Source organism: Pseudoalteromonas undina (genome assembly GCF_000238275.3).
In the GTDB taxonomy this organism is placed as follows: Bacteria; Pseudomonadota; Gammaproteobacteria; order Enterobacterales; family Alteromonadaceae; genus Pseudoalteromonas; species Pseudoalteromonas undina.
Genome location: NZ_AHCF03000002.1, coordinates 507,154 through 530,896, shown reverse-complemented (window position 1 = coordinate 530,896; position 23,743 = coordinate 507,154). Strand labels below are relative to the sequence as shown.

The 23,743-nt window shown below is 39.9% G+C and carries 25 protein-coding genes, 1 tRNA gene and 1 other RNA gene; 7 read left to right on the top strand and 20 right to left on the bottom strand.

Annotation, left to right across the window (positions count from 1 at the left end; all coding sequences use genetic code 11):
• Positions 1-294: 294 nt before the first annotated feature.
• The 3 genes from pepA to PUND_RS03085 all read left to right on the top strand — a co-directional run bounded on the left by pepA (position 295) and on the right by PUND_RS03085 (position 5,336).
• On the top strand, positions 295-1,806 hold the full coding sequence (pepA, locus tag PUND_RS03095) for a leucyl aminopeptidase (protein ID WP_010390867.1): 1,512 nt from the start codon (positions 295-297) through the stop codon (positions 1,804-1,806).
• A 172-nt stretch (positions 1,807-1,978) separates the two neighbouring features.
• Complete coding sequence (locus PUND_RS03090; RefSeq protein ID WP_008112488.1) at positions 1,979-2,425, top strand: DNA polymerase III subunit chi; 447 nt, start codon at positions 1,979-1,981, stop codon at positions 2,423-2,425.
• A gap of 58 nt (positions 2,426-2,483) precedes the next feature.
• The gene (locus PUND_RS03085; RefSeq protein WP_010390866.1) at positions 2,484-5,336 is read left to right on the top strand and encodes a valine--tRNA ligase; all 2,853 of its coding nucleotides are present in this window, start codon (positions 2,484-2,486) and stop codon (positions 5,334-5,336) included.
• A gap of 123 nt (positions 5,337-5,459) precedes the next feature.
• Here PUND_RS03085 and PUND_RS03080 read toward each other — a convergent pair whose 3' ends face one another.
• Complete coding sequence (locus PUND_RS03080) at positions 5,460-6,761, bottom strand: outer membrane protein transport protein (RefSeq protein WP_010390865.1); 1,302 nt, start codon at positions 6,759-6,761, stop codon at positions 5,460-5,462.
• A 282-nt stretch (positions 6,762-7,043) separates the two neighbouring features.
• Here PUND_RS03080 and PUND_RS03075 point away from each other — a divergent pair, with 282 nt between their 5' ends.
• A complete protein-coding gene (locus tag PUND_RS03075) occupies positions 7,044-7,367 on the top strand; it encodes a hypothetical protein (protein WP_041708737.1) in 324 nt (107 codons plus the stop codon).
• Here PUND_RS03075 and PUND_RS03070 read toward each other — a convergent pair.
• Together PUND_RS03070 and PUND_RS03065 are read right to left on the bottom strand one after the other, a co-directional pair.
• Positions 7,327-8,544: a cyclic di-GMP phosphodiesterase gene (locus PUND_RS03070; RefSeq protein ID WP_010390863.1), complete on the bottom strand. Its 1,218-nt coding sequence runs from the start codon at positions 8,542-8,544 to the stop codon at positions 7,327-7,329. The genes PUND_RS03075 and PUND_RS03070 overlap by 41 nt on opposite strands.
• A gap of 270 nt (positions 8,545-8,814) precedes the next feature.
• A tRNA-Arg gene (locus PUND_RS03065) sits at positions 8,815-8,889 on the bottom strand.
• A gap of 237 nt (positions 8,890-9,126) precedes the next feature.
• Here PUND_RS03065 and PUND_RS03060 point away from each other — a divergent pair.
• Positions 9,127-9,309, top strand: a complete 183-nt coding sequence (locus tag PUND_RS03060) for a hypothetical protein (protein ID WP_010390860.1) — start codon at positions 9,127-9,129, stop codon at positions 9,307-9,309.
• 36 nt (positions 9,310-9,345) lie between these two features.
• On the opposite strand, the gene PUND_RS03055 is transcribed toward PUND_RS03060, so the two are convergent.
• The 3 genes from PUND_RS03055 to PUND_RS03045 are packed head-to-tail and all read right to left on the bottom strand — an operon-like array spanning position 9,346 to position 11,046.
• Positions 9,346-10,137, bottom strand: coding sequence for a phosphotransferase (locus PUND_RS03055; RefSeq protein ID WP_010390858.1), 792 nt, complete (start codon positions 10,135-10,137; stop codon positions 9,346-9,348).
• Positions 10,138-10,145: 8 nt separating this feature from the next.
• Positions 10,146-10,769, bottom strand: a complete 624-nt coding sequence (gene pnuC, locus PUND_RS03050) for a nicotinamide riboside transporter PnuC (protein ID WP_010390857.1) — start codon at positions 10,767-10,769, stop codon at positions 10,146-10,148.
• Positions 10,770-10,794: 25 nt separating this feature from the next.
• A complete protein-coding gene (locus PUND_RS03045) occupies positions 10,795-11,046 on the bottom strand; it encodes a hypothetical protein (protein ID WP_010390856.1) in 252 nt (83 codons plus the stop codon).
• 100 nt (positions 11,047-11,146) lie between these two features.
• Here PUND_RS03045 and PUND_RS03040 point away from each other — a divergent pair, with 100 nt between their 5' ends.
• Positions 11,147-11,386 (top strand): DUF2960 domain-containing protein, encoded by a 240-nt coding sequence (locus tag PUND_RS03040; RefSeq protein WP_004588463.1) that lies wholly within the window; start codon positions 11,147-11,149, stop codon positions 11,384-11,386.
• A 71-nt stretch (positions 11,387-11,457) separates the two neighbouring features.
• Here the strand turns inward: PUND_RS03040 and alr are convergent, their stop codons facing one another.
• The 14 genes from alr to PUND_RS02970 form a co-directional block, all read right to left on the bottom strand.
• Positions 11,458-12,537 carry an alanine racemase gene (alr, locus tag PUND_RS03035; protein ID WP_010390855.1) on the bottom strand — a complete coding sequence of 360 codons (1,080 nt, stop codon included), beginning with the start codon at positions 12,535-12,537 and terminating at the stop codon, positions 11,458-11,460.
• Positions 12,537-13,916: a replicative DNA helicase gene (dnaB, locus tag PUND_RS03030; RefSeq protein WP_010390854.1), complete on the bottom strand. Its 1,380-nt coding sequence runs from the start codon at positions 13,914-13,916 to the stop codon at positions 12,537-12,539. Before dnaB ends, alr begins: the two co-directional genes overlap by 1 nt.
• A gap of 113 nt (positions 13,917-14,029) precedes the next feature.
• Positions 14,030-14,968, bottom strand: coding sequence for a DUF4097 family beta strand repeat-containing protein (locus PUND_RS03025; RefSeq protein WP_010390853.1), 939 nt, complete (start codon positions 14,966-14,968; stop codon positions 14,030-14,032).
• Between the two features lie 9 nt (positions 14,969-14,977).
• A complete protein-coding gene (locus PUND_RS03020) occupies positions 14,978-15,463 on the bottom strand; it encodes a hypothetical protein (protein WP_010390851.1) in 486 nt (161 codons plus the stop codon).
• Positions 15,450-16,001, bottom strand: a complete 552-nt coding sequence (locus PUND_RS03015) for an RNA polymerase sigma factor (protein ID WP_010390850.1) — start codon at positions 15,999-16,001, stop codon at positions 15,450-15,452. Before PUND_RS03015 ends, PUND_RS03020 begins: the two co-directional genes overlap by 14 nt.
• 226 nt (positions 16,002-16,227) lie before the next feature.
• A complete protein-coding gene (gene rplI / locus PUND_RS03010; RefSeq protein ID WP_008110407.1) occupies positions 16,228-16,680 on the bottom strand; it encodes a 50S ribosomal protein L9 in 453 nt (150 codons plus the stop codon).
• Positions 16,681-16,716: 36 nt separating this feature from the next.
• A complete protein-coding gene (gene rpsR / locus PUND_RS03005) occupies positions 16,717-16,944 on the bottom strand; it encodes a 30S ribosomal protein S18 (protein ID WP_002962753.1) in 228 nt (75 codons plus the stop codon).
• A gap of 12 nt (positions 16,945-16,956) precedes the next feature.
• Entirely contained in the window at positions 16,957-17,274 is a 318-nt protein-coding gene (gene priB, locus PUND_RS03000; RefSeq protein ID WP_008466122.1) for a primosomal replication protein N, read from the bottom strand.
• A gap of 43 nt (positions 17,275-17,317) precedes the next feature.
• Complete coding sequence (gene rpsF / locus PUND_RS02995; RefSeq protein WP_008110420.1) at positions 17,318-17,659, bottom strand: 30S ribosomal protein S6; 342 nt, start codon at positions 17,657-17,659, stop codon at positions 17,318-17,320.
• Between the two features lie 335 nt (positions 17,660-17,994).
• Positions 17,995-18,930 (bottom strand): hypothetical protein, encoded by a 936-nt coding sequence (locus PUND_RS02990; protein ID WP_010390849.1) that lies wholly within the window; start codon positions 18,928-18,930, stop codon positions 17,995-17,997.
• A gap of 106 nt (positions 18,931-19,036) precedes the next feature.
• Positions 19,037-20,203 carry an FAD-dependent monooxygenase gene (locus PUND_RS02985; protein WP_010390848.1) on the bottom strand — a complete coding sequence of 389 codons (1,167 nt, stop codon included), beginning with the start codon at positions 20,201-20,203 and terminating at the stop codon, positions 19,037-19,039.
• Positions 20,200-21,387: a 2-octaprenyl-6-methoxyphenyl hydroxylase gene (gene ubiH, locus PUND_RS02980; RefSeq protein ID WP_010390846.1), complete on the bottom strand. Its 1,188-nt coding sequence runs from the start codon at positions 21,385-21,387 to the stop codon at positions 20,200-20,202. Before ubiH ends, PUND_RS02985 begins: the two co-directional genes overlap by 4 nt.
• A 14-nt stretch (positions 21,388-21,401) precedes the next feature.
• The gene (gene pepP, locus PUND_RS02975) at positions 21,402-22,724 is read right to left on the bottom strand and encodes a Xaa-Pro aminopeptidase (RefSeq protein WP_010390845.1); all 1,323 of its coding nucleotides are present in this window, start codon (positions 22,722-22,724) and stop codon (positions 21,402-21,404) included.
• 36 nt (positions 22,725-22,760) lie between these two features.
• Positions 22,761-23,324: a UPF0149 family protein gene (locus PUND_RS02970; protein WP_008110427.1), complete on the bottom strand. Its 564-nt coding sequence runs from the start codon at positions 23,322-23,324 to the stop codon at positions 22,761-22,763.
• Between the two features lie 225 nt (positions 23,325-23,549).
• Between PUND_RS02970 and ssrS the strand changes: the two genes are divergently transcribed.
• A non-coding RNA gene (gene ssrS, locus PUND_RS02965) (6S RNA) lies at positions 23,550-23,733 on the top strand.
• The last annotated feature ends 10 nt before the right edge of the window (positions 23,734-23,743 follow it).

Below are 23,743 nucleotides of genomic sequence, written 5' to 3'. Positions count from 1 at the left end.
TAAACATGGAATTTCAATTTAGTAATAAAAAACAATGAGTGAACTAGTTAATTCACTCATTTTAAATGAGTATTAAGCACATATTATAAGCCATCAATATTAATTATCCTACCTAACATCACGATATAATGTTGCATTAGTAACCCTTAAGCATATAAAGTTCAAATACACAGTAAGAGTCGAGTAAAATCTACTAATATTAGCGCTAGACCTAAAAATTTAGGTAAAAAGACTAGAAAACACATTTTTAGTCCCAACTTAGCTTCTATAGATGACTCAAAATCAGGAGTGACAATGGAATTCAACGTAAAAAGTGGTAGCCCAGAAAAACAACGCAGTGCATGTATTGTTGTTGGCGTATACGAACCACGCAGGTTATCCCCCATTGGTGAACAACTTGATAAAATCAGCGATGGTTATATCTCAAATTTATTACGCCGTGGCGACTTAGAAGGTAAGCCAGGGCAAGTATTACTATTACACCATGTACCTAATATTTTAAGCGAACGTATTCTACTCGTTGGCTGCGGTAAAGAACGCGAACTAGACGATAAACAATATAAACAAATTATTTCAAAAACTATCAACACCTTAAATGAAACAGGCTCGATGGAAGCAGTGTGCTTTTTAACTGAGCAACACGTTAAAGGCCGTGATACCTATTGGAAAGTGCGTCAAGCGGTAGAAACAACCCAAGACTGTTTATACACCTTCAATCAGCTAAAAAGTAAGAAAGTAGACCCACGTCGTCCACTGCGTAAAATGGTATTTAACGTTCCTACGCGCCGCGAACTGACTATAGGTGAAAGTGCCATTGAGCATGGCCTAGCGATTGCTGCTGGTAGCAAATTGTGCAAAGACATTGCCAATATGCCGCCTAATATTTGTAATCCAGCGTATCTCGGCGAGCAAGCCAAAGAACTTGAGACTAATTTTGACAACATCACTGTTGAGCTGATTGGCGAAGATAAAATGGCAGAACTAGGTATGAACTCATACCTAGCAGTTGGTCGTGGCAGTGATAACGAATCGGTTATGTCGGTAATTAACTACAAAGGCGCAGGCGATGACCAAGCGCCTATCGTATTAGTTGGTAAAGGCTTAACCTTTGACTCAGGCGGTATTTCATTAAAACCAGGCGAAGGCATGGATGAAATGAAATACGACATGGGCGGTGCTGCTGGTGTTATTGGTGCCATGCGCTCGCTTGCACAAATGCAGCTACCTATAAATGTAATTGGCGTTTTAGCCGGTTGTGAAAACATGCCAAGCTCAAACGCCTATCGCCCAGGTGATATTTTAACCACTATGTCTGGGCAAACGGTTGAAGTACTTAATACTGATGCCGAAGGCCGCTTAGTGTTATGTGACGCGCTAACCTATGTTGAGCGTTTTGAACCAGAAACCGTGATTGATGTTGCTACATTAACCGGTGCGTGTATTGTTGCTTTAGGTGCCCACGCTACGGGTTTATTAGCAAACCATAATCCACTGGCGCATGATTTATTAAAAGCGTCTGAGCAAAGTGGCGATCGTGCATGGCAACTGCCATTATGGGATGATTATCAAGATCAACTAGAAAGCCCATTTGCCGACTTTACTAACTTAGGTGGCCGAGCTGCAGGTACTATTACTGCGGCCTGTTTCTTATCTAAATTTACTAAAAAGTATAACTGGGCACATTTAGATATTGCCGGTACGGCATGGCGCAGCGGCGCTAAAAAAGGCGCAACGGGTCGCCCTGTACCTATGCTAACTCAGTATTTATTAAACCGAGCAGGCATTAGCGAAGCAACCCAAGACTAACAAACCTGTAAAAGGCTTCACAGCCCAATATAGAGTATAAAATAAGGCGCTTTTAAAGCGCCTTATTTATTGGGTATTAATTGAAGCAAACCCCGTTATATGGCAAAATCCCCTTCTTAATTTGTGTGTATTTAATAACAGCACAATCAATGTCATGGGAAATCCCGATACAATGAACATGAATGCCCAGTTTTTCATTTTAAAGCAACAAGATGAGTCATTAGCTAAAGCCGATGATCACTTTGCTTTAGCAGCTCAAATAGCTGGGCAACAGTATCGGCTTGGTCAACGCGTATTTATTTTTGTAGACAGCGAAGCAACCGCCAACAGCATTGACGAAACTATTTGGACATTTGATGCCGACAGTTTTGTGCCCCACAATTTACAAGGTGAAGGCCCAAAAGGCGGCGCACCTGTAGAAATTGGCACAACACCACCTGTTGGTAATCGTAAAGTATTAATTAACTTGGCCAATCACTTACCGGACTTTATTCGTCGGTTTAACCAAGTTTTTGATTTTGTACCCGTAGAGCCCGTAGCCAAACAAGCCGCTCGTGAGCGCTTTAAAAAACTACGCCAACTCGGTGCCAATATCACCACGCAAGATATTAATCGCTAACGCTCACTGCGTACAAAGCTAACTAACTCATTTAAGTACTTATTTAAGGTTCTGTGTAATGGATAAAACCTACAATCCGCAAGATATTGAACAGTCTCTATATCAAGACTGGGAACAAAAAGGCTACTTTAAGCCATCTGGCCAAGGCACCCCATATTCAATTATGATCCCGCCGCCAAATGTCACGGGTAGCTTACACATGGGCCACGCTTTCCAAGATACCATAATGGATACCTTAACGCGCTTTAAACGTATGCAAGGTAACAATACATTATGGCAAGTAGGTACTGACCACGCAGGTATTGCCACGCAAATGCTAGTAGAGCGAAAGCTTGCGGCAGAAGAGGGTAAAACACGCCATGATTTAGGCCGTGATACATTTATCGATAAAATTTGGGAATGGAAAAACGAGTCTGGTGGCACAATCACTAAACAACTTCGCCGCTTAGGTGCTTCTGTTGATTGGGACCGTGAACGTTTTACCATGGACGATGGCCTATCAGAAGCTGTTAAAGAAGTATTTGTACGCCTTCATAAAGAAAACCTAATTTACCGTGGTAAACGCCTTGTAAACTGGGATCCAAAATTACACACTGCGATTTCTGATCTTGAAGTAGAAAATAAAGACAAACAAGGCCATATGTGGAACTTACGTTACCCACTAGCTGATGGCGTAAAAACGCAAGACGGTAAAGACTACATTGTTGTAGCCACTACGCGCCCAGAAACTATGCTGGGTGACTCAGGTGTGGCAGTAAACCCAGATGACGAGCGCTACCAAGACTTAATCGGTAAAGAGGTTTTACTACCAATCGTTAATCGTCGTATTAAAATTGTTGCCGATGAACATGCCGATAAAGACAAAGGTACGGGCTGTGTAAAAATAACCCCTGCGCACGACTTTAACGATAACGAAGTTGGTAAGCGCCACAAGATGCCGATGATTAACATCTTCGACAAAGACGCGGCTATTTTAACCCAAGGTGAAACATACACCTTTGATGGTAAAGAACTTGAATTTGATGCGCCAATTCCTGAGCGCTTACATGGCCTTGACCGTTTTGACGCACGTAAAGCGATTATTGCTGAATTTGAAGAGCTAGGCCTACTTGAAAAAATTGAAGACCATGGCCTAACTGTTCCTTACGGTGATCGCTCTGGTGTTGTTATTGAACCACTACTTACTGACCAATGGTATGTACGTGTTGCACCACTTGCTGAACCTGCAAAAGACGCAGTTAAAAACGGCGACATCCAATTTGTACCTAAGCAATACGAAAACATGTACTTTTCGTGGATGAACGACGTACAAGATTGGTGTATTTCACGCCAGCTTTGGTGGGGTCACCGTATTCCAGCTTGGTACGACAGCGAAGGCAACGTATACGTTGGTCGTGATGAAGCAGAAGTACGCCGCGATAACAATATTGCAGATAGCGTAGCGCTTAGCCAAGACGAAGACGTTCTTGATACGTGGTTCTCATCAGCACTGTGGACCTTCTCAACCCAAGGTTGGCCAGAAAATACCGATGACTTAAAAACCTTCCACCCATCTGACGTGTTGGTAACCGGTTTTGATATCATTTTCTTCTGGGTTGCACGTATGATCATGATGACGCTGCACTTTATAAAGGATGAAAACGGCAAACCACAAGTTCCTTTTAAAACCGTGTATGTAACTGGCTTAATACGTGACGATAACGGCGATAAAATGTCGAAGTCTAAAGGTAACGTACTTGACCCACTTGATATGATTGACGGCATTGGCCTTGAAGACTTAGTACAAAAACGTACTGGTAATATGATGCAGCCAAAACTTGCCGCTAAAATTGAAAAAGATACCCGCAAAGTATTTGCAAACGGTATTGAAGCACACGGTACCGACGCACTGCGCTTTACCTTAGCAGCGATGGCTTCAACTGGTCGTGATATTAACTGGGATATGAACCGCCTTGAAGGTTACCGTAACTTCTGTAACAAATTATGGAACGCAAGCCGTTACGTATTAATGAACACAGAAGAGCAAGACTGTGGCTTTAACGATAGCGAAAAACAGTACTCGTTAGCTGACCGCTGGATTTTAGGTCAATATGAAGCCACGGTTAAAACCTACACCGAGCACCTTGATAACTACCGTTTTGATTTAGCGGCGAATACATTATATGAATTCACCTGGAATCAGTTCTGTGATTGGTACCTAGAGCTTACTAAGCCGGTACTATTTAAAGGCAATGAAGCTCAGCAACGTGGTACACGTCATACACTTATTACCGTACTTGAAAGCTTACTGCGTTTAATGCACCCAATGATGCCTTACATTACAGAAACAATTTGGCAACGTGTAGCACCACTTGCAGGGCTTGAAACAACAGGCACTAGCATTATGGTACAAGGGTTCCCTGTTTATAACCAAGCCAATGTTGATTCACAAGCAATGGATGACTTAGAGTGGGTTAAGCAATTCATTTTAGCGATTCGTAATATTCGTGGTGAAATGGATATCAGCCCAAGCAAGCCGCTATCGGTATTACTAGCTAATGCATCGAGCGACGATGTGCGCCGTATTAACGAAAATGAATCGTTTTTAGCGTCACTCGCTAAGCTTGAAGCATTTACTCTGCTTGAAAACAAAGACGATGCCCCAGCGTGTGCAACCTCTTATGTTGGCAACCTTGAGATTATGATCCCAATGGCGGGGTTAATTGATGTCGAAGCTGAGCTTGCACGTATTAACAAGCAACTTGAAAAAGCTGAGAAAGGCCTAGCGCAAGTGCAAAACAAACTGGCTAACGAAAAGTTTGTTAACAATGCACCTGAAGCGGTACTCGCTAAAGAAAATGCTAAGCTAGCTGAATTTACCGATGCTAAAACTAAGCTACTAGAGCAAAAAGTTAAAATAGAAAGCTTATAATTAAGCTGTTACGGATGGCTTACGCCATTCGTAACCAGTTAATTTATAAGTATAAAAAAAAGCCGCTTACTGCATTTGCTGTAAGCGGCTTTTTTGTGTCTAGGCTCTAGGCTCTAGGCAGAATTAGAATGTGTAGTTGTACTGAGCACCTAATAATACTGCATGACCTTTTGATTCAAAAGACCATTGCTGTGGTAGCGTTTCACTTTCTACTTTTTCAGTAAAGTTTTGTGTTTTACCACGTAATACGCTCACACCTAAATCAACGTTTGAGTTTTGATCAATCGCATAGTTACCACCAAACGAGAACCAAAAACGGTCTGTATCAGGGATAGAAATTGATAAATGCTGTTGTGATACTGGTGATTCATCAAACGCAAAACCAGCACGAAGCATTAAATTTTCACTGTACTGGTAATCAGTACCGATTGAGTAACGCATTGCATCAGAGAAATCTTCTGTTTTTTCAAACGCACTGAACTTGCCACCTGTAGGTGCAGTAACTTGTGCTTCTAATGAGTCAAAGCTGCTCCAACCTGTCCATAATACGCTGTAGTGAACGCCTAGCTTTTCATCTAACTGGTGAGAACCTGAGAACTCAGCAATTGCTGGTAGTGTAATTTCAACTGAGCCAGGTAATTCAACTTGACCGTTTAACCCACCAGGAATAAATGAAGGTAGTTCATTCGAGTACTCACCTTCAAAAGTAATATCTGTTTCTGTACGGTAATTAAAACCAAAGCGGCTATTTTCATCTAATTGGTACATTAAACCAACGTTTAAGCCGTAACCCATGTCATCACCTTCAAGGTGAACAGCATCAGCACTTGCAGGAATAGATGCAATAGCAGGGTTTACAGGAGGTACTACGCCAAACTTACGAATAATCTTCGCTTCTGCATAAATTGCATTTAAACCAATACCAAAACTGAACTGCTCAGATACTTTATAAGCAACACTTGCGTTCATGTTTACAGTAACAATTTCAGTTTCACCAGCAATTTGGCCAGCTGCGTAATCATCGTTAAACTCAGTGGCAAGGCCAAAGTTAGAAAATGCACCAAAACCAACCGATACTTTATCGTTTACTGGCATAGTGAAATAACCAGCAGGAATAATCGCGCTAGGTGCGATGCTGTCATCATCTAGTACGCTGTTATCTAAACCGTAGGCATTACCTGTGCCTTTTAGGCTAACATCAGGAATGACAGCCATAGCTGCAACGCTAAGTTGCTTCTCTTTAAACAACGTCATTAACGCTGGGTTACGAGCAACCACAGAGGCATCATCTGCTACAGACGCTTCACCTGCGTATGCACGACCTAAACCAGATACATTTTGCTCAGCAAGTTGAAAAGCCGCTGCAAAGGTATCAGCTGAAACAAATGCCAGCGATGCAGCAATAAGAGTTTTAGTAAATTTCATTGTTGTGTCCTTAGCCAAACTTACTGTTTGGATAGCTATGTGTGTTGTTATTAGAGTTTCAAACCCGCGTACACTACCTTAATTTTTTATAAAAAACCCTACTAAAACGTTAAAAAAGGCCAAAAAACACGTTTTTTAACGACAATTTAACAACTATTTAAAACTCATCGGAGCAGAAGTATGGTATTAGAGTATATACTCTAATGATATTAATTCTCATTTGCATTGACTTAACTTGCGTTGCAATTTACACTGCCAATAAAATCACCAAGGGAGAAAACAGTGATCATTTTACTTATTGTTACAGCGCTTACTTTTTGTGGCTTAAGTGTTTATTTCTTTTATAAAGCAAATTATTGCGCGTGTACGCAGGCAGGTAAATGTGACAACCCAGTTAATCTCTATTGGTTAGCAGCCATTAGCATGGCAATTATTTCTTTGGTTTTTTGCTGCTTAGCGCTGCATGTAGAATTAGGCACATTACTGTGGATGACGTTAATGGGTAATTGCTTTTTAGGTGGGTATATTTCTGCTAAAACAAACAGAAAAAGACAATGCAAAAATACTAAAGCAGTAAATGCTCTTTTAAAAGTCGAGGCAAGTTAATTTTATAATCAGCGGGTTTTACACTTGCTTGTATTTTTATTTCATTATTATTTGAGCTCAAATCAATATCTTTTGCGGTAACATGATGGTTGTGTTTTGCGTTATAAAAAAGCTTAACTTTGGGCTTGATTGGATTTGAATGATTACCTTCTAGCACCAAGGCCAAACGCTCATTGGTTAACTTAACAATAGTACCCACCGGGTGAACACCTAAACACTTAATAAACAGCTGTACTAACTCTGCATCAAATAGCTGTTTATTTGCCAACAAATAACGCAGTGCATTAATAGGCTCATCCCCTTCTTGATGGGGTCTATCTGCGGTGAGCGCATCGTATACGTCAACAATCGCTAAAATCCGAGCAGGACGACTTATCTTGCTGTCATCGACTCCTCGAGGATAACCAGAACCATCAAGGCGCTCATGATGATTTACAATCATATCTAACATTAAAGAGGTGATACCTTTCCCACCTTTTAATAACCCTAAGCTTTGTGCAACATGCTTTTTTATTGCCGTCATCTCGTTACCTGTAACTTTACCAGGTTTAGAGAATATTCCTTGAGGTAATTTGGCCTGCCCTAGGTCATGCATTAATGCCCCCATAGCAAGCTCCTGAACAACATCGCGTTTATACCCTAAATACTTAGCGAATACCGCTGTAAAAATGGTGCAGTTGATCATATGACGCCAGTTATAGCTATGCTTATCTTTAATACGAGTTAAAATGGTCATTGCATGTTCATTACGAAATACTGAGCTGACTATTTCATTACTTATCTCATTAAGCGCATCAGTATTCAGTGACAAACCTGAGGTTAAATCACCAAAAATACTTTGTAATTTTCTGTTGTGGGCATCATAACTAACACTGGCTTTGGCAAACTCTTGTTGCAAGCTGACAACTCGTTTTTTACTAGCGGGCTTGTCTTGATTTGTAGCTGCGGCTTTTGGTTTTTCTTGTACTTTATATTTAGCCGGTACAGCCACATCACTTTTTGTAAAATCAATAAGAAGCTCTAGTACTCCTTCGGTAATTAAACGCTGAATTATAGATTTATCACGTACCAAACCACTGGTTTTAATTTTTATACCATCAACACTCTCCTGCTGCTTGGTCACGCTATTTACGTACATGCCGGGAATAAGCTCTGATATAGGTAAGGTAACTAACATAAATGTGAGGATTTCTATAATTAAGGAATATTTTCTTTTAATAGCATTATTTAGCTATAAAAGTCTAGCTTTTGAGTTTAGGGTAATAATAAATTATTAACACTAAAATCCTACGACTGTTGATATTAAACTATAACCGCAGCACTGAGTATACGCCTAACGGTGTAAATTAGATTGCTACAAATATTATTATTTAACGGAGAATAAAAATAGTGAGTTAATTTAAATAGCTACGATCGTTTTGAAGGGGAGTAAAAAGTAAAACGCAAATGGCGCTCTCGGTAGGGATCGAACCTACAACTCAGCCTCCGGAGGGCCACGTGATATCCATTTCACCACGAGAGCACATTTGTTGCCTCCACATCAACTCGCGATATCAATGCTTTAGCATGCGCAATAATAAAGGCATCTTTGTATAAATGCCAGCATGATTCGTTTACATGTCTATAATTTAAGCTAATCACTTAACAAAAGGTAAAAAAAGCGCTATTTATTTATATTCTATAAAAAAACAGTAACGCTTTAGACACATATTATCTATTATTGTCACTGGACGGAAAGATTAAACACGAGGAAGTAATTATGAAGTTAATGTCAACAGAACAAGTTGCTGAGTTTTTAGGAGTTAAAGTCGAGCGAGTTAAACGCTTAACACGAGAAAGCTTACTTATTGCCAAAAGTGAAGATGCTAATGGCGAACCACAGTATGACGCCGATGAAGTAGCTAAATATAAAGAGCTAGCAGCTCGGTTTGGTGGTTTGTAGCTAAACTTATAACTACTTGGGGATAAGCTGGGCTATTTATTGAATTAGATAATCCAGCTGCTCACACAATTTTTTAACCTTATCACTGACACCACGCGCAGAATACCAACAAATACAAAGCACTAAGAATACTACTTGATAACACTTTAACTTTTCTATCGAGGGACTAAAATTACACTGCTGAGGTAAATATGAATGATAGGTTTTCAGTAACTGCGCTTTTTGTATTTGTGTTAACTCAAAACTAACTGCTAATGCAGCTAAATCAAAGTAAACATCGTTAGTTTTAGCGTATTCAAAGTCAATTAAGTACATGCCCTCTGTGTTGAGAATAATATTTTCTTTAACTAAATCATTATGGCAAAAACCGTTATCTCTAGGTTGGCTATAAATATAGACTAAAGCTGATTCAACCCCCTGCTGATATTGCTGATAAAGTTCGGTGTCAGAGTAGTAATCAAGCTCGAACTTAATATCCATTGGCTCTGTTACGATATTATGTTGGTGTAAACTGACCAATTTTTTTATTAGTTCAGATGTGTAGTTGTCTTGCGCTATATCACCGTCAATATATTCAAAAATGGCTAACTTTTTTTCTTCATTGAGCCACATTGGTGCAGGACAAACTTTATACTCTGCAAAGCTTGCTTGCGCTGCTAAGCCTATAGATGGCCAGTGTTCCCGATAACTCTTTAATAGGTAAGCTTGCTGCGCTGTATGGACAAGGAAATTATCGTTACTTAAACCACTATACAAACGCTCACTACTGAGAACATTAAGTTGCGGGTCAAAAGCGCTAAATATAGCGCTTATATTGTCAAAGGTCATTGTGGCTCTTATAGCTGAGCTAGAGGCTTAGCTTGCTCTTGCTCGTACTCTTCATACCAGGTTTTAAACCCCCATGCTGCCATTAGCGTGTAGAAGATAAACAACGCAAGTGTTGGGTAATAGCCTTTTTCGTAATACAAGTACATCGAAGCGGCATCTATCACTATCCAATATAACCAATTCTCCAGCACTTTTTTGGCCACTAAATAAGTAGTAACAACAGCAAAACAAGTGGTAAAACTATCTAAATAGGCAAAATCAGCATGGGTATAATTAGTCATTATATAGCCCAAAATTATCGCAACTAAGGACGTTATACTGATAATGCCAATATGTTGACTTACCCGCCATGATGTAATTGCTAATTCCTGTTTACCTACTCCACTCCTCCTCCATGCTAGCCAGCCATAGACTGCCATATACATATAATAAAAATGCAGCAATGACTCCATTAATAAAGCGCCATTCCAGTACATAATAGTGTAAATTAAGGTACTAAAGAATGCCGCAGGCCAGCACCAAAGGTTTTCTTTGATAGCTAATAAAAGGTAAGTCATAGACAAAGCCACTGCAATATATTCCCAGTGTGACATCGCAGTAAACCCAGCAAGAGTTTGGTTAATAAAGTCCATTATTGGCTCACTAAGCTATTAAGCATTATTCAGGAGAAAGATCACCAGAAAGAAATTTACAAACAAAAATAGCCTTGCCAAACTCTTCGTATGAACGTTTTATTTCAGTACTAAGTACCGACATTACTAAGTCATAGTCACCAAAAATTTGCGTCGACAATGTGTTTGTAATCACTTTTAAATCATCATAGGTATTTAACCGGTCAATAAATCCTTTAATAAAGGGAATATAATCTTGATGAAGCGGGTATTTACTGATCTCTACTGATAATTTCATTTCAAACTCAACTTTTTAATTATTTGATTTCAACTAATCATTCAACGCAACTTAAATACAGTGTAAAATTACACTAACACTCAATATAACTGAGCTTATTATGGCACGCAGAATTACCTATACTTTTAAAAATCAACCGCGCGAAATTAACTTCGCAAAAGATAAATACCACGATATGTATCAGGCTATTGCGGCTGCTGAGGGTATCGATTTAACTAATTACTTAAACATGGTACGCCAAATTGAAATGACCTCTAAAGGTTCATCGGCGGTACGCAATTTTCGCGACCAAGAGTTTGCACGTATGGGCTTTAGCGATATTTACTTTATAAAAGAGTAACCATACCCAGTAAGCTAGCATCACGATCATGACAGCAATGTAAACTTACTGCATATCTTTAATAATAAACATTAGCGCTGGTACTCATAACTTACACGCGGTGTGATATTACACAATAACTCGTAAGAAATAGTATCAGCACATTGTGCAATCTCTTCTACTGGTAACTCTGGCCCCCACATAATCACTTCATCACCCACCTGGACGTTGTGCTCGTTATTACCTATATCAAGGGTGATCATATCCATAGCTACACTACCCACAATACCGTAACGATGCCCATTAATAATCACGGGTGTGCCTTCTTTTGCATGACGCGGATAACCATCACCATAGCCCAGTGCTACCACAGCCAACACCGTAGGTTTATCACTTTGCCAGCGGCCGCCATAACCTACTTTTTCATGTGCTCTTACATCGCGCACAGCTATCACTTTAGTGGTTAAGCGCATTACAGGCTTTAATTGGTGATCTTTACCTGTGTGATTAGCCATAGGCGATACACCATAAAGCATTAGCCCAGGTCTAACCCAATCACCATGGCCACTCGGCCACGCTATAATTCCCGCAGAGTTCGATAAACAATGAGCTTGCTGAACCTCTTGGGTTAAATTATCGAACAAAGTTATTTGCTGCACTGTTTTAGTATTTTTTACATCATCGGCGCACGCAAAATGGGTCATTAAGTTTATTTTGTTTTGTGCATTTGGGCTGGCTTGTAGGCGCTGATAAAACATATCAAACTGCTCAGGCGCAATACCTAAACGATGCATGCCGGTATTTATTTTTAACCAGCAATTTAAAGGCGCATCTAGCTGCACACTTTCCAGCATTTTTAGCTGTATCTCGTCATGAATAATAGTTTGAAAATTATTCGCCAGTAAAATAGGTAAGTCTTCTTGATGAAAAAAGCCTTCTAGCAACACAATCGGTTTTGTAAGGCCACCTGCACGCAGCGCTAACGCTTCATCTATACGCGCAACCGCAAATGCATCTGCTTCATTTAAGTGTTGCGCAATAGTGACTAAACCATGCCCATAAGCATTCGCTTTAAGTACGGCCATTACTTTACTATTGGGCGCAAAGCGTTTTACCTGTGCTAGGTTATGTTCAAGCGCGGTTAAATTAATTTCAGCAGTGGCTAAGCGCATTAGTAATCATCATCTACAGCAGGCCCTGCGTAATTATCAAAGCGAGAGAATTGACCTTGGAAGGTTAGGCGCACTTTACCAATCGGACCGTTACGCTGTTTACCGATAATAATTTCGGCAATGCCTTTTTCAGTACTGTCTTCGTTATAGACTTCATCACGATAAATAAACATGATCAAATCGGCATCTTGCTCAATAGAGCCCGACTCACGTAAATCTGAGTTAATTGGACGTTTATCAGCACGTTGCTCTAGAGTACGGTTAAGCTGCGATAGAGCAACAACCGGACACTGCAACTCTTTTGCTAATGCTTTGAGTGAGCGTGAAATTTCGGCAATTTCTAAGGTACGGTTATCTGACAAGCTAGGTACACGCATTAATTGCAGGTAATCGACCATGATCATACTAATACCACCATGATCACGTGCTATACGACGTGCACGTGAGCGAACATCGGTAGGTGTTAAGCCTGAGGCATCATCAACGTACATTTTGCCTTTTTCCATGAGTAATCCCATGGTTGATGAAAGGCGCGCCCAGTCATCGTCATCTAGCTGACCAGTACGTACTTTAGTTTGGTTAATTCGGCCAAGGGACGCCAGCATCCTCATCATAATTTGTTCAGAGGGCATCTCTAGTGAGTAAATAAGCACTGGCTTGTCTTGAGTCATTGCGGCATGTTCAGCAAGGTTCATCGCAAAAGTGGTTTTACCCATTGATGGACGCGCTGCCACAATAATTAAATCAGATGGCTGCAAGCCTGTAGTCATTTTATCAAGATCAGCATAACCCGTGCTCACACCGGTCACACCATCTTGTGGTGATTGATAAAGCTCTTCTATTTTATCAACGGTTTTTTCAAGTATGTTGTGAATGCTTTGTGGGCCTTCACTACTTTTTGTACGCTGCTCAGCAATTTTAAATACTTTACTTTCAGCAAAATCAAGTAAGTCGTGGCTAGTACGCCCTTCAGGATTAAAGCCCGCTTCGGCTATTTCATTGGCAACACCAATCATTTCACGAACAACGGCGCGCTCGCGAACAATACTTGCGTAAGCGTCAATATTGGCAGCACTTGGGGTGTTTTTTGCTATTTCGGCTAAATACGCAAATCCACCAATACCTGACAGCTGGTTATTTTTTTCTAAACTCTCAGAAATTGTGATTAAGTCAATCGGATCACCAATTTCAGCAAGAGCTGTCATCGCCTCAAAAATAAGCTTATGGGTACGGGTATAAAAATCCTGCGCCACAACAAGTTCAGCTACGCGATCAAATGCTTGGTTATCAAGCATTAAACCACCTAAAACAGATTGTTCAGCTTCTATTGAATGGGGAGGAACTTTAAGAGTGTCGACTTGCTTATCTGGTTTGGCCATAACTTCACAGTACTAAAATTGAATAGCTCTATTCTATCGACTTGGCGGGGCTGTGCAAATAGCAAAGCAGGAAATCTTTTCCTGCTTTTTGTTACTTAAAATAAAATAGCTAATTATTGACGTTTAAGTTCGATAACACCGCTAATAGTATTCATCTCTACGCTAGCATCAGTGCCATTAGTATTAAACTTAATTCCACTTGCTGGGCCATATTTGGCTTTTTGTACTTGATCGTTAGTTAACTGGTTGTCAATTTTACCGCCAGCGTGTGCTTCCACCTCAAATTGTGCTGATAAATCAGCAGGGAAATAAAACGCAGCGTTACCACTAACAGATTCAAAACTCACATCAGCATCACTCAGAAGGCGGTTAATTTGTACCTTAACTTCGCCATTAACGGTGCTTATTTGTAACTCTTTAATTGTATCTAAATTAAAGTTAATATCGCCATTTACGTTTTCTAAGCGAATATCATTGGCCGTCGAGTTTGATGTAATATCGCCATTAACCGCACTAAAACGAACTTCACCGCTAGATTGCTGATCATCAATCGAACCATTAACAGTTTCAAATTGAACTTTACCATTAAGTGCTTTTGCCTTGATGTCACCATTTACAGTGGTCAGCTTAATATCGCCATTAAGATCGTTTACTGTAATAGCCCCATTAACTACATCAATTTCAGTACCTTTTTGTAACTCTTTGGCCGTTATAGATGCATTAACACCCACAAATTCTAGCGCACTACTTTTTGGCATAAAAATAGTGAGCGTTGAGCCATTGTTGTTATTATCCCAATTAGAAAGTTCAGGCATTTTCACAATAAACTGGGTTTTATTACCCTGTGTTTTAAGTGTGTAGCCTTGTGCCTTATCATCAAGTTCACCGGTTACTTTAAATTGATTTTTATCCCAACCTGTCACTTTAATATCACCACGCTGGTTTTCAATGTGGATCACCCCAGCATTGGGTACCTCAATTTGCTGATCTATTTTTTCACCAGCAAATACGGCCATGGGTAATAAAGCGATCCCTAATATTATTGCTTTCATTTATTTCTCCTAGATGTGTTGCCAACGCGGTGCATGCACCTTGTTAATTAAGTCGAGTTGTTGTTGATAAACTTGCGCTAACATAGACAATAGCGCCTTATTTTTCGGTTCATTTTCAAGAGTTTGCTTTATTGCTTGCTCTGCATCTTCAAGTTCTTGTAACTGTACTTGCCAATTGTCGGTCAATGCTGCTTGGCTTTGATATTGCACTAGTAAACTTTGTTTTTGTTTAGTAAAAAACTCACTCATTGCCACTGCAGTATTTGCCTCTGGTACTTTAAATAACAATACTGTGCTGACCAAAACCGCGGTAAAACATGCAGCAATGGCGGTGAGCTTTGGCCAATATTGATTAGTATTAATAGTGGGCTGATTATTAGCTATTATTGCGCGCTCAATCCCATTCCACAGTTCTTTTTTGGGTGGAATATTTTTATCTAACTGGGTTAAAGACTCATTTAAGTAGTCATCAAAATTTGTTTTACTCATTTTCATACCACTGCTTTAATAATTGCCTTGCACGATGATATTGCGCCTTACTAGAGCCTACCGCCATACCTAACAGGGTTGCAATTTCCTCATGCCTGTAACCTTCTACTGCATAAAGCACAAATACCATTCTTGCGCGCTCAGGCAGTCTAACAATTAATTTATCTAGCCCATTTAATCCGTTACAGTCATGTGCAGCTTGTTCATCCATTCCGCTTTGCTCAAAGCTAATTACTTTATTAAGCCAATGTTTTTGTCTGCGCACATAACTAATAGCAATATTACTGGCGACACTATAAAGCCAAGTGGAAAACTGCGAACGTCCATCAAATTGCGCTATTTTGTTCCATACTTGCACAAACACTTCTTGGGTAGCATCTTGTGCATACTCCTCATCGGCTATAAGCCTCAGGCATAAGCCATAAACTTTTGCTTTATGCATGTTATAGAGCGCTTTATAAGCTAACTGGTCGCCGTTTTTAACTTGATCAATAAGCATTTGCTGCACTTGATCAGTTATTGGCTGATTAGCGTCCATTAACATCGCAAATTTTTCCTGTTTATAATTATGTAATTGCAATTTAACTTATAAGACGCGCAGAAGAATAGAAAGGTTTAAATGAAATAAAAAATATTTGTAGAAAATGAAGCTTTATTTTAGAAACGTGCTTAATTTTACCCACAACAAACAATTTATTGCTTTGGGTTATAAATTTTAGACACAAAAAAACCGTGCAAAGCACGGTTTTTTTTAAACTTAATTCTAAAAATTAAGCTTCAGCAATAACGATTACTTTAATAGTAGCTGTTACGTCTGAGTGTACTGCGATTGCAACGTCAAATTCGCCAGTCTCACGGATAGTACCTAGAGGTAAACGAACTTCTGATTTAGCAACTTCAACACCAACAGCTGAGATAGCGTCAGCGATGTCACGAGTACCGATTGAACCGAATAATTTACCTTCGTCACCAGCTTTAGATACTAATGTAACTTCTGCTAATGCTTCAAGTTTGTCAGCGCGTGCTTGTGCTGCAGTTAACTGTTCAGCGATTTTTGCTTCTAGTTCTGCGCGACGTGCGTCAAACGTTTCAATGTTTGCTTTAGTTGCAGGAACTGCCTTACCTTGTGGGAAAAGGAAGTTACGTGCGAAGCCAGATTTAACAACAACCTGGTCACCTAGGCCACCTAGGTTAGCGATCTTATCTAGTAGAATAACTTGCATGTTTCTACACCTTTTAAAAACGTGTTAATCCGCTGCTTACTTATGTAAGTCAGTGTATGGAAGAAGGGCTAAGTAGCGAGCACGCTTAATAGCTGTTGCTAGCTGGCGCTGGTATTTAGCGCTAGTACCTGTGATACGGCTAGGTACGATTTTGCCACTTTCTGTAACATAGTTTCTAAGAGTAGCTAGATCTTTGTAATCGATTTGTTGTACGCCTTCCGCTTTAAAGCGGCAGAACTTACGACGTCTGAAATAACGTGCCATGAGATTAATTCCTCAAATAATTCTTTCTATATGCTGAGCATGCAAAACCAATTGGCTAAGGCCGTTACGACCTTCGTGGCGATTTAAAAAACCACTCACTTGCAATGCCTGCCCAACGTGCAAATGTTGAGTCTGTTGTTGCATTTGCTTACCACTGGCAACCACCTGAAGCCTAACATAACTATTACGGTTAAGATCTGCTTCAACTTGCATTGATTTATGTTCTACAACAAAAATACAATGCGGTATGCCCGCGGGGCTTTGGCTAAACTTGGGTGTTTTACAAACTACCCCCGATATAACCAGCTGATTCGTATATGGGCTAACCATTATAGTAACTGCTGACTACGTGCCATGCTAGGACTCAAAACAATTAAGCAGCTGGTGCTTCTTTCTTCTCTTCTCTTACAAGAGGAGACGCTTCAGTTACAGCGTTTTTAGTACGCATAACTAAGTTACGAAGCACTGCATCGTTGTAGCGGAAAGTAGTTTCTAGCTCGCTGATTACTTCAGTTGGTGCTTCAACGTTCATAAGAACATAATGAGCTTTATGAAGCTTGTTGATTGGGTAAGCCAGTTGACGACGGCCCCAGTCTTCAAGACGGTGGATAGTACCACCTGCTTCAGTGATAGAACCAGTATAACGTTCGATCATACCAGATACTTGCTCACTCTGATCAGGGTGAACCATGAATACGATTTCGTAATGACGCATGGATATTCCTTACGGTTAATAGAGCCTTCTACCGTTTCGGCCGGTCGGTTTAAGGCAAGGAATTAATAGTTTAAAAGCCGAAATGAGCGCGCATTTTACGCTTAGTAGGATAATTAAGCAAGCAGGTTTTTTAAGCTTTGATAGATAAGTGAATCGGGTTTCGGGTTTCGGGTTTCGGGTTTCGGGTTTCGGGAAGATATTATTGGATGCTCCCTTTATATCAATAAGTAAAATAAAGATAAGTGTTTAATATTTACTAGGTAGGCGCCGAGCTTGCTCGCGTGAAAGCGTAGCTTTTATACCTAACAGTTAATTCAAGTTAAATTTTTTGCGCATTAAAAACACTTTTTACTGCTAGAGTGGGATTTATTTATTAATTCTATTAGATATAAATCCAGCTTATATGTTTCTAAAAAGTTATTGTCATAAAAATCGCGTATGCACTCTTTCAAAAATTCACTCTCTGTAACCTTTGACAAAGTTTTGTATCTAGATTGATAGAAAATGAAAAGCCCCTTTAAAGCTAGGTTTCCACCTAGCGACTTAACTAGCTCCTTATATAAGAGTAATCGAAGTTTTTTGTCCGTAACTGAGGAAATAAACTCAAAAATATTTATAAAGTCTCTATCAAAACTTTTAAGAAAGGTATTATCCGTTAAATAGATAAACGCTATCATTTTATTATAGATGGTTTTAATCAAATCCCTCTCATCATTAGATAAAATAACAAATTGAAATGCTTGAAACTCTTTACAATAATTTTTACTACAATAAGCCGATAGATGTTCGAAAACGCCCACTCCATATTTAGCCTTAATATCATCTTGATTAATCAGTTTAGGGTCTTTTATGAGGTAGCTAAAATCAGATAGCTTAGATCTAAAAATACTCTGATTCACATCTTTATTCTTTGATGGAATATCCTTTACGTTATTGTTTTGCAATGACTCAATAAACATAGGCAGAGTTTCTTTTACCTTTTCAAAAAGTAAAACGTCAGTTTGAGTTTTCATAAGCGTTCTTGTTTCTGATAATTCTTTTTTACTCGTCTGCCAAGTTTTATATAAAAGAAAAATACTGGTAATTAAGAGTATAGGCTGAAGCATATTATTCAGATAAGTGGCAGTATTAACCCAATTATAAATATTTTTATTATTTATTAAATCAATTCCAAAAGTTGCGATATAAAGCCCGATAATAATTATACAAGAGACTACCAACAGACAGAAAAGTAGGAAACTCGAGGTATTATATTTAAATTTTTTTCTCATTTATCTTCCTGATAACCTTATTACTATCCATAAAAATGCTAATAACTGGCAGCTAAAAACTAGCTACTTCATCCGTTGGGTTTCGTTTCACTCTTCTCAACCTTAATCATTTCCCTATCGCTTCTTTGGCGAATAAGTGTTTGATTGGGCCTAAGTTATCAACGAGTGAAAGCCCTACACCACGAATCAGCTTTTTAACTGGGTTTGCACCTTCAAATAGCTCTTTTAGCCCTTGCATCATGGCGATGTGTTTTTGTGCGTCGAGCTTGCGAGTACGTTCGTAATCACGCAGTGTTCGTGTACTGGCAAATTCTTTGGCGTCTTGACTTAGTAGCTCAATTAAATAAGCGGCGTCTTTTAGGCCCAGATTCATACCCAGCCCTGCCAATGGATGAATGGTATGCGCTGCATCGCCCATTAACACTACCTTGCCATTAACCCATTGTTGGGCGTAACGCATTTTAAGTGGAAACGCGACGCGCTTACTTTGCACTTCACATAAACCGCATTGGCCATCTATGGCAGCCATAACTGCTTTATTAAAAGTGGTGTCGTCCATTGCTAACAATTCATCACAATGATTAGGGCTGGTAGACCACACAATTGAATGAGTATGCTCATCGCTTAGTGGTAAAAACGCTAGTGGCCCGGTTGGTAAAAACACTTGGCGTGCGGTATTTTCATGTGACTCTTTGGTTTTAACTGTCGCTACTAACGCATGGTGATCGTAATCTTTAAAGCTCAGCGCCATATTAAACTGTTTACGAATCGCTGAATTTGCGCCATCAGCCGCCACCAGCAACTTAGCAATAATAGGTTCGCCAGTTTTTAAATTAATAAATACATCAGACTCACTTTGATGTATTTGCTGATACTCGGTATCAAACATCACTGTGGCATTACTTTGCTGCTCAAGCTCTTTTATTAGTGCAAAGCGAATAATGTCGTTTTCAACTATGTGCCCTAAATGCTCAAGCTCAAGTTGCTCGTTATTAAAGGCTATTTTACCAAAGCTGTCGGCATCACGAACATCCATGTGCGTATAAGCACAAGCACGCCCAGCTATTATGTGTGGCCATACATTTAATTGCTCCAGCAAGGTTTGGCTGGCTATACTTAGTGCACTAACTCGTAAGCCATAATCATCGCTAGGTGGAGCTTGAGTTGGCGCAGCATCTAACACAGCCACGCTAATATTCGCTTTAGCAAGCCCGAGCGCCAGCGTTAACCCAACGCAGCCACCACCCACTATACAAACCTGTACTTGTTTCATAAACGTGTACCTTGTTTAACTTGACCCATTAATTGTTTTGCTAATGGGGCTTTTAATGCAGGGAATAAATCCATTGAAAATAGCCCAATACTTCGACCAAGCGCTAACACACGTGATGAGTTTGAAAAAAGTCGAACCAAGGCATCGGTCAATGTCATTACGGTTTTTATATCATCACGGCGCTTGATTGAATATTGACGAGTAAAAGCATAGCTACCTAAATCATGTTCACTGTTTGCAATTAAGTTACTCAGCACTTGTACATCTCGCAACCCTAAATTAAAGCCTTGTCCTGCAATAGGATGAATTGCGTGTGCCGCGTTGCCTATCACCACTGCCCGGTGCGTCGTTAATGACTCTATTTGCCCATAAACTAAAGGGTAACTAGCGCGCATACCGGCTTTTATAAACTGTCCTGCACGATAACCAAAGGCAGTTTGCAGCGCACTTATAAAGTCTGGTTCACTTAGCGACATATACTGCTCAATATGTTCTTGGCGCATACACCATACTAACGAATAGCGGTTATTACTCATGGGTAATAAAGCCATTGGGCCATTTTGGGTAAACCGCTCAAACGCCTGATGATGGTGTCCACCAGCGACTTCTATATTGGCAATAATCGCACCTTGTTCATAAGGCTGGGTATTGAAGCCGAGCCCCAATAAATTACGAGTTGGCGACTGTGCACCGTCGGCAATCACCAACAGCTTAGCACTGAGTTTTTCGCTACTTTGTAATGTAAGTTCATTACTATCGGCGTTTTGTTTTATCGCTGTTACGCTATCTGGGCAAAAAAGCGATATGTTTGATTGCATTAAACGCTGATGCAGCGCTCTGCCAAATGGGTTTACCTCTACCACATAACCTAATGAGGGTTTTGCAAACTCATCACACTGTATATGGGTTTTACCAAAGTGCCCTTTGTCTGACACACTTACTTTTTTTATGGCTGCCGCATAGGGAGCGTTTATTTCAAACAAATTGAGGCTTTGTAAATACTCCACCGACTGCTGTGCAAGTGCGATGCTTCTGTCATCAAAGCTTGGGTGATAATCTGTGGTTACTTGATTTGCTTCAATTACAGCAATATTTAAGCTGGGATTTTTTTTACTTATACTTAGAGCACAACTTGCGCCGACTAAACCACCACCAATTACTACAATATCAAACTGCTTAGCCACTTTTATCTCCAAGCTTATGCGTTTTTAGCGCTTTGCATTAACGCTTCTATTTCACTAATTGTTTTAGGCACGCTAATGGTTAAGTTGTCGTAACCTGAATCAGTTACTAATAAGTTATCTTCAATACGAATACCTATACCTTGGTATTTTTGAGGCGCATTTGAGTCTTTACTAATATACAGCCCAGGCTCAATGGTTAGCACCATACCCGGCTCTAAGACACGCTCTTGGTTATTAACCTTGTAATCGCCCACATCATGAACATCAAGTCCTAACCAGTGACCAAGACCATGCATGTAGTATTCTTTACAGGCACCTTGTGCCATTAACTCATCAAAATCGCCGGTTAAAATACCTAAATCAAGTAACCCTTGGGTTAGTACTTGCATAGCGAGTTTATTTGCCTGAGATAAAAGACCTCCGGGTTTTATTTCGCTAAATGCGATTTCTTGCGCTTTAAGTACAATATTATAAAGCGCAGCTTGCTCAGTGCTAAATTTACCGTTAACGGGGAAGGTACGTGTTATATCGGCGGCGTAGCCTTGTAGCTCACAGCCTGAATCAATCAGTACTAAGTCGCCATTGTTTAATACGTCGCTATTTTGGGTGTAGTGCAAAATATTGGCGTTATCGCCACTGCCGACAATAGTGCCATAAGCAGGATGTGGCGCACCGTTCATTGCATAGTGATGATGAAGCTCTGCCTCTAGTTGAAACTCGGTTGCGCCAACGTGGGAAAAACGCATGGCTCGCATGTGTGCTCGAGCGCTTATTTCACAGCCCTCACGCATAATGTTAATTTCGCCTGGCGATTTAAATAAACGCATTTCATGCAATAAAGGGCGAATATCTTTAATTGTACTCGGTGCTGTATCCCCTTTTTTAGGGGCACTGCGCAAAGTGTTAAGCATTGAAAATACTTTGCCATCAAAGGCAGGATACGTCCCTTGTGCATAAAATAAAATCTGTTGGCCGTTCACCAAATTCAATAATTGTTCATTTAGCTCACTAAGTGCATAAGTTTTGTCGAATAAGTATTCGCTTTGTGCTTTTTCAAAACCAATGCGTCTGCCGTGCCATACCTCTGCAAGTTTGTCTTTATCTAAACAAAATAATAGTGAGGGTGTATCACTGTTTTTGCAAAGCACCAACACGGCATCGGGTTCGTTAAAACCAGTTAAGTAAAAAAAGTCACTGTCTTGTCGAAACGGATAATGAGTATCACGGCTACGCGTGAGCTCCGTTGCAGCGGGAATTATAGCAATACTGTTATTATCCATTGCCGCCAATAAACGCTCGCGGCGCGCTTTAAACTCTGACTTTTGTATTTCAACCATTAATAACTAACCCATTACTTTTATTGTGTTGCTCAATTAATGCAGTGTTTTTTTGTTGCTTTGTGGATTTTGCTCTTTGCCTAGCTCAGCAAAACACAATAGCGCCGATACACGGACGTACTCAATCACTTCATGGAGTGCTTGGCTATCTTCTTCGGTTTCTTCAAAGGTTGTATCTAGGCGTGTAATCTCGCTAAAGTCGCTGATCACTTCTTTTACATCTGCCGACAGCTTGCCATAATCTTTTTGCTTTAAGCCAAAACCCAACATAAACCCAGCTACCCATGATACGAGCCCGTTAGCCTGATCGATGAGTGTTTCGTCATCACTAGGTAAAAACAAGTCAAATTGAAACTCTTCGTTATTAAAACTTTCAACTACTTGTTGGTAAATTTGGCCAAAAAACTGTTTTAAATCGTTACTAAACGACTCGCCATCATTAAATACATCGCTCAGTAAGCCTAAGTATTCTTTATCGTCAATGCTTAGCCCACAAGCAAGTAAGCCGCTAATAACGCCATGCGCTTCTGCGGGTGATACAAATATTTCATTTTTCTCTAAAAGAAGTTGGGCTTTTTCGTAATCTGGTAAGTTATTCATAATGACGTCTTCGCTTTGCTAATTAAAGCAATGCTACCACTCGATAAAAAGCAACTCCAATGAATTCTATGACTGAGGTCAAAAGCAAGCGATTGAAAAGCAAATTGAGTTCAAAAAGCAATCTTAAAAGTAAATACAAGATTAAATGTGGAGGAAAACTGAGCGAACAGTTTAATTTTTTACGATTGGGGTTTAAGGATTGGAATATGTCTTATATACTAAATTTGTTCCCTGGGGTGCAGGAGCTTGGTTAAGTCCCTGAGCCGATAAATTTTATACCAGGATTTTTGTTCGTTTACTATTGTGCAAGCTCGGCATGTACCGAGAAGCCTACGGTAAACCGCAGATTTCCGCCCTGAAACCTCAAGGTTTCAGGACTGACACCGGGCACCGCATTCTCGGGGAACACCTTCCTTTAT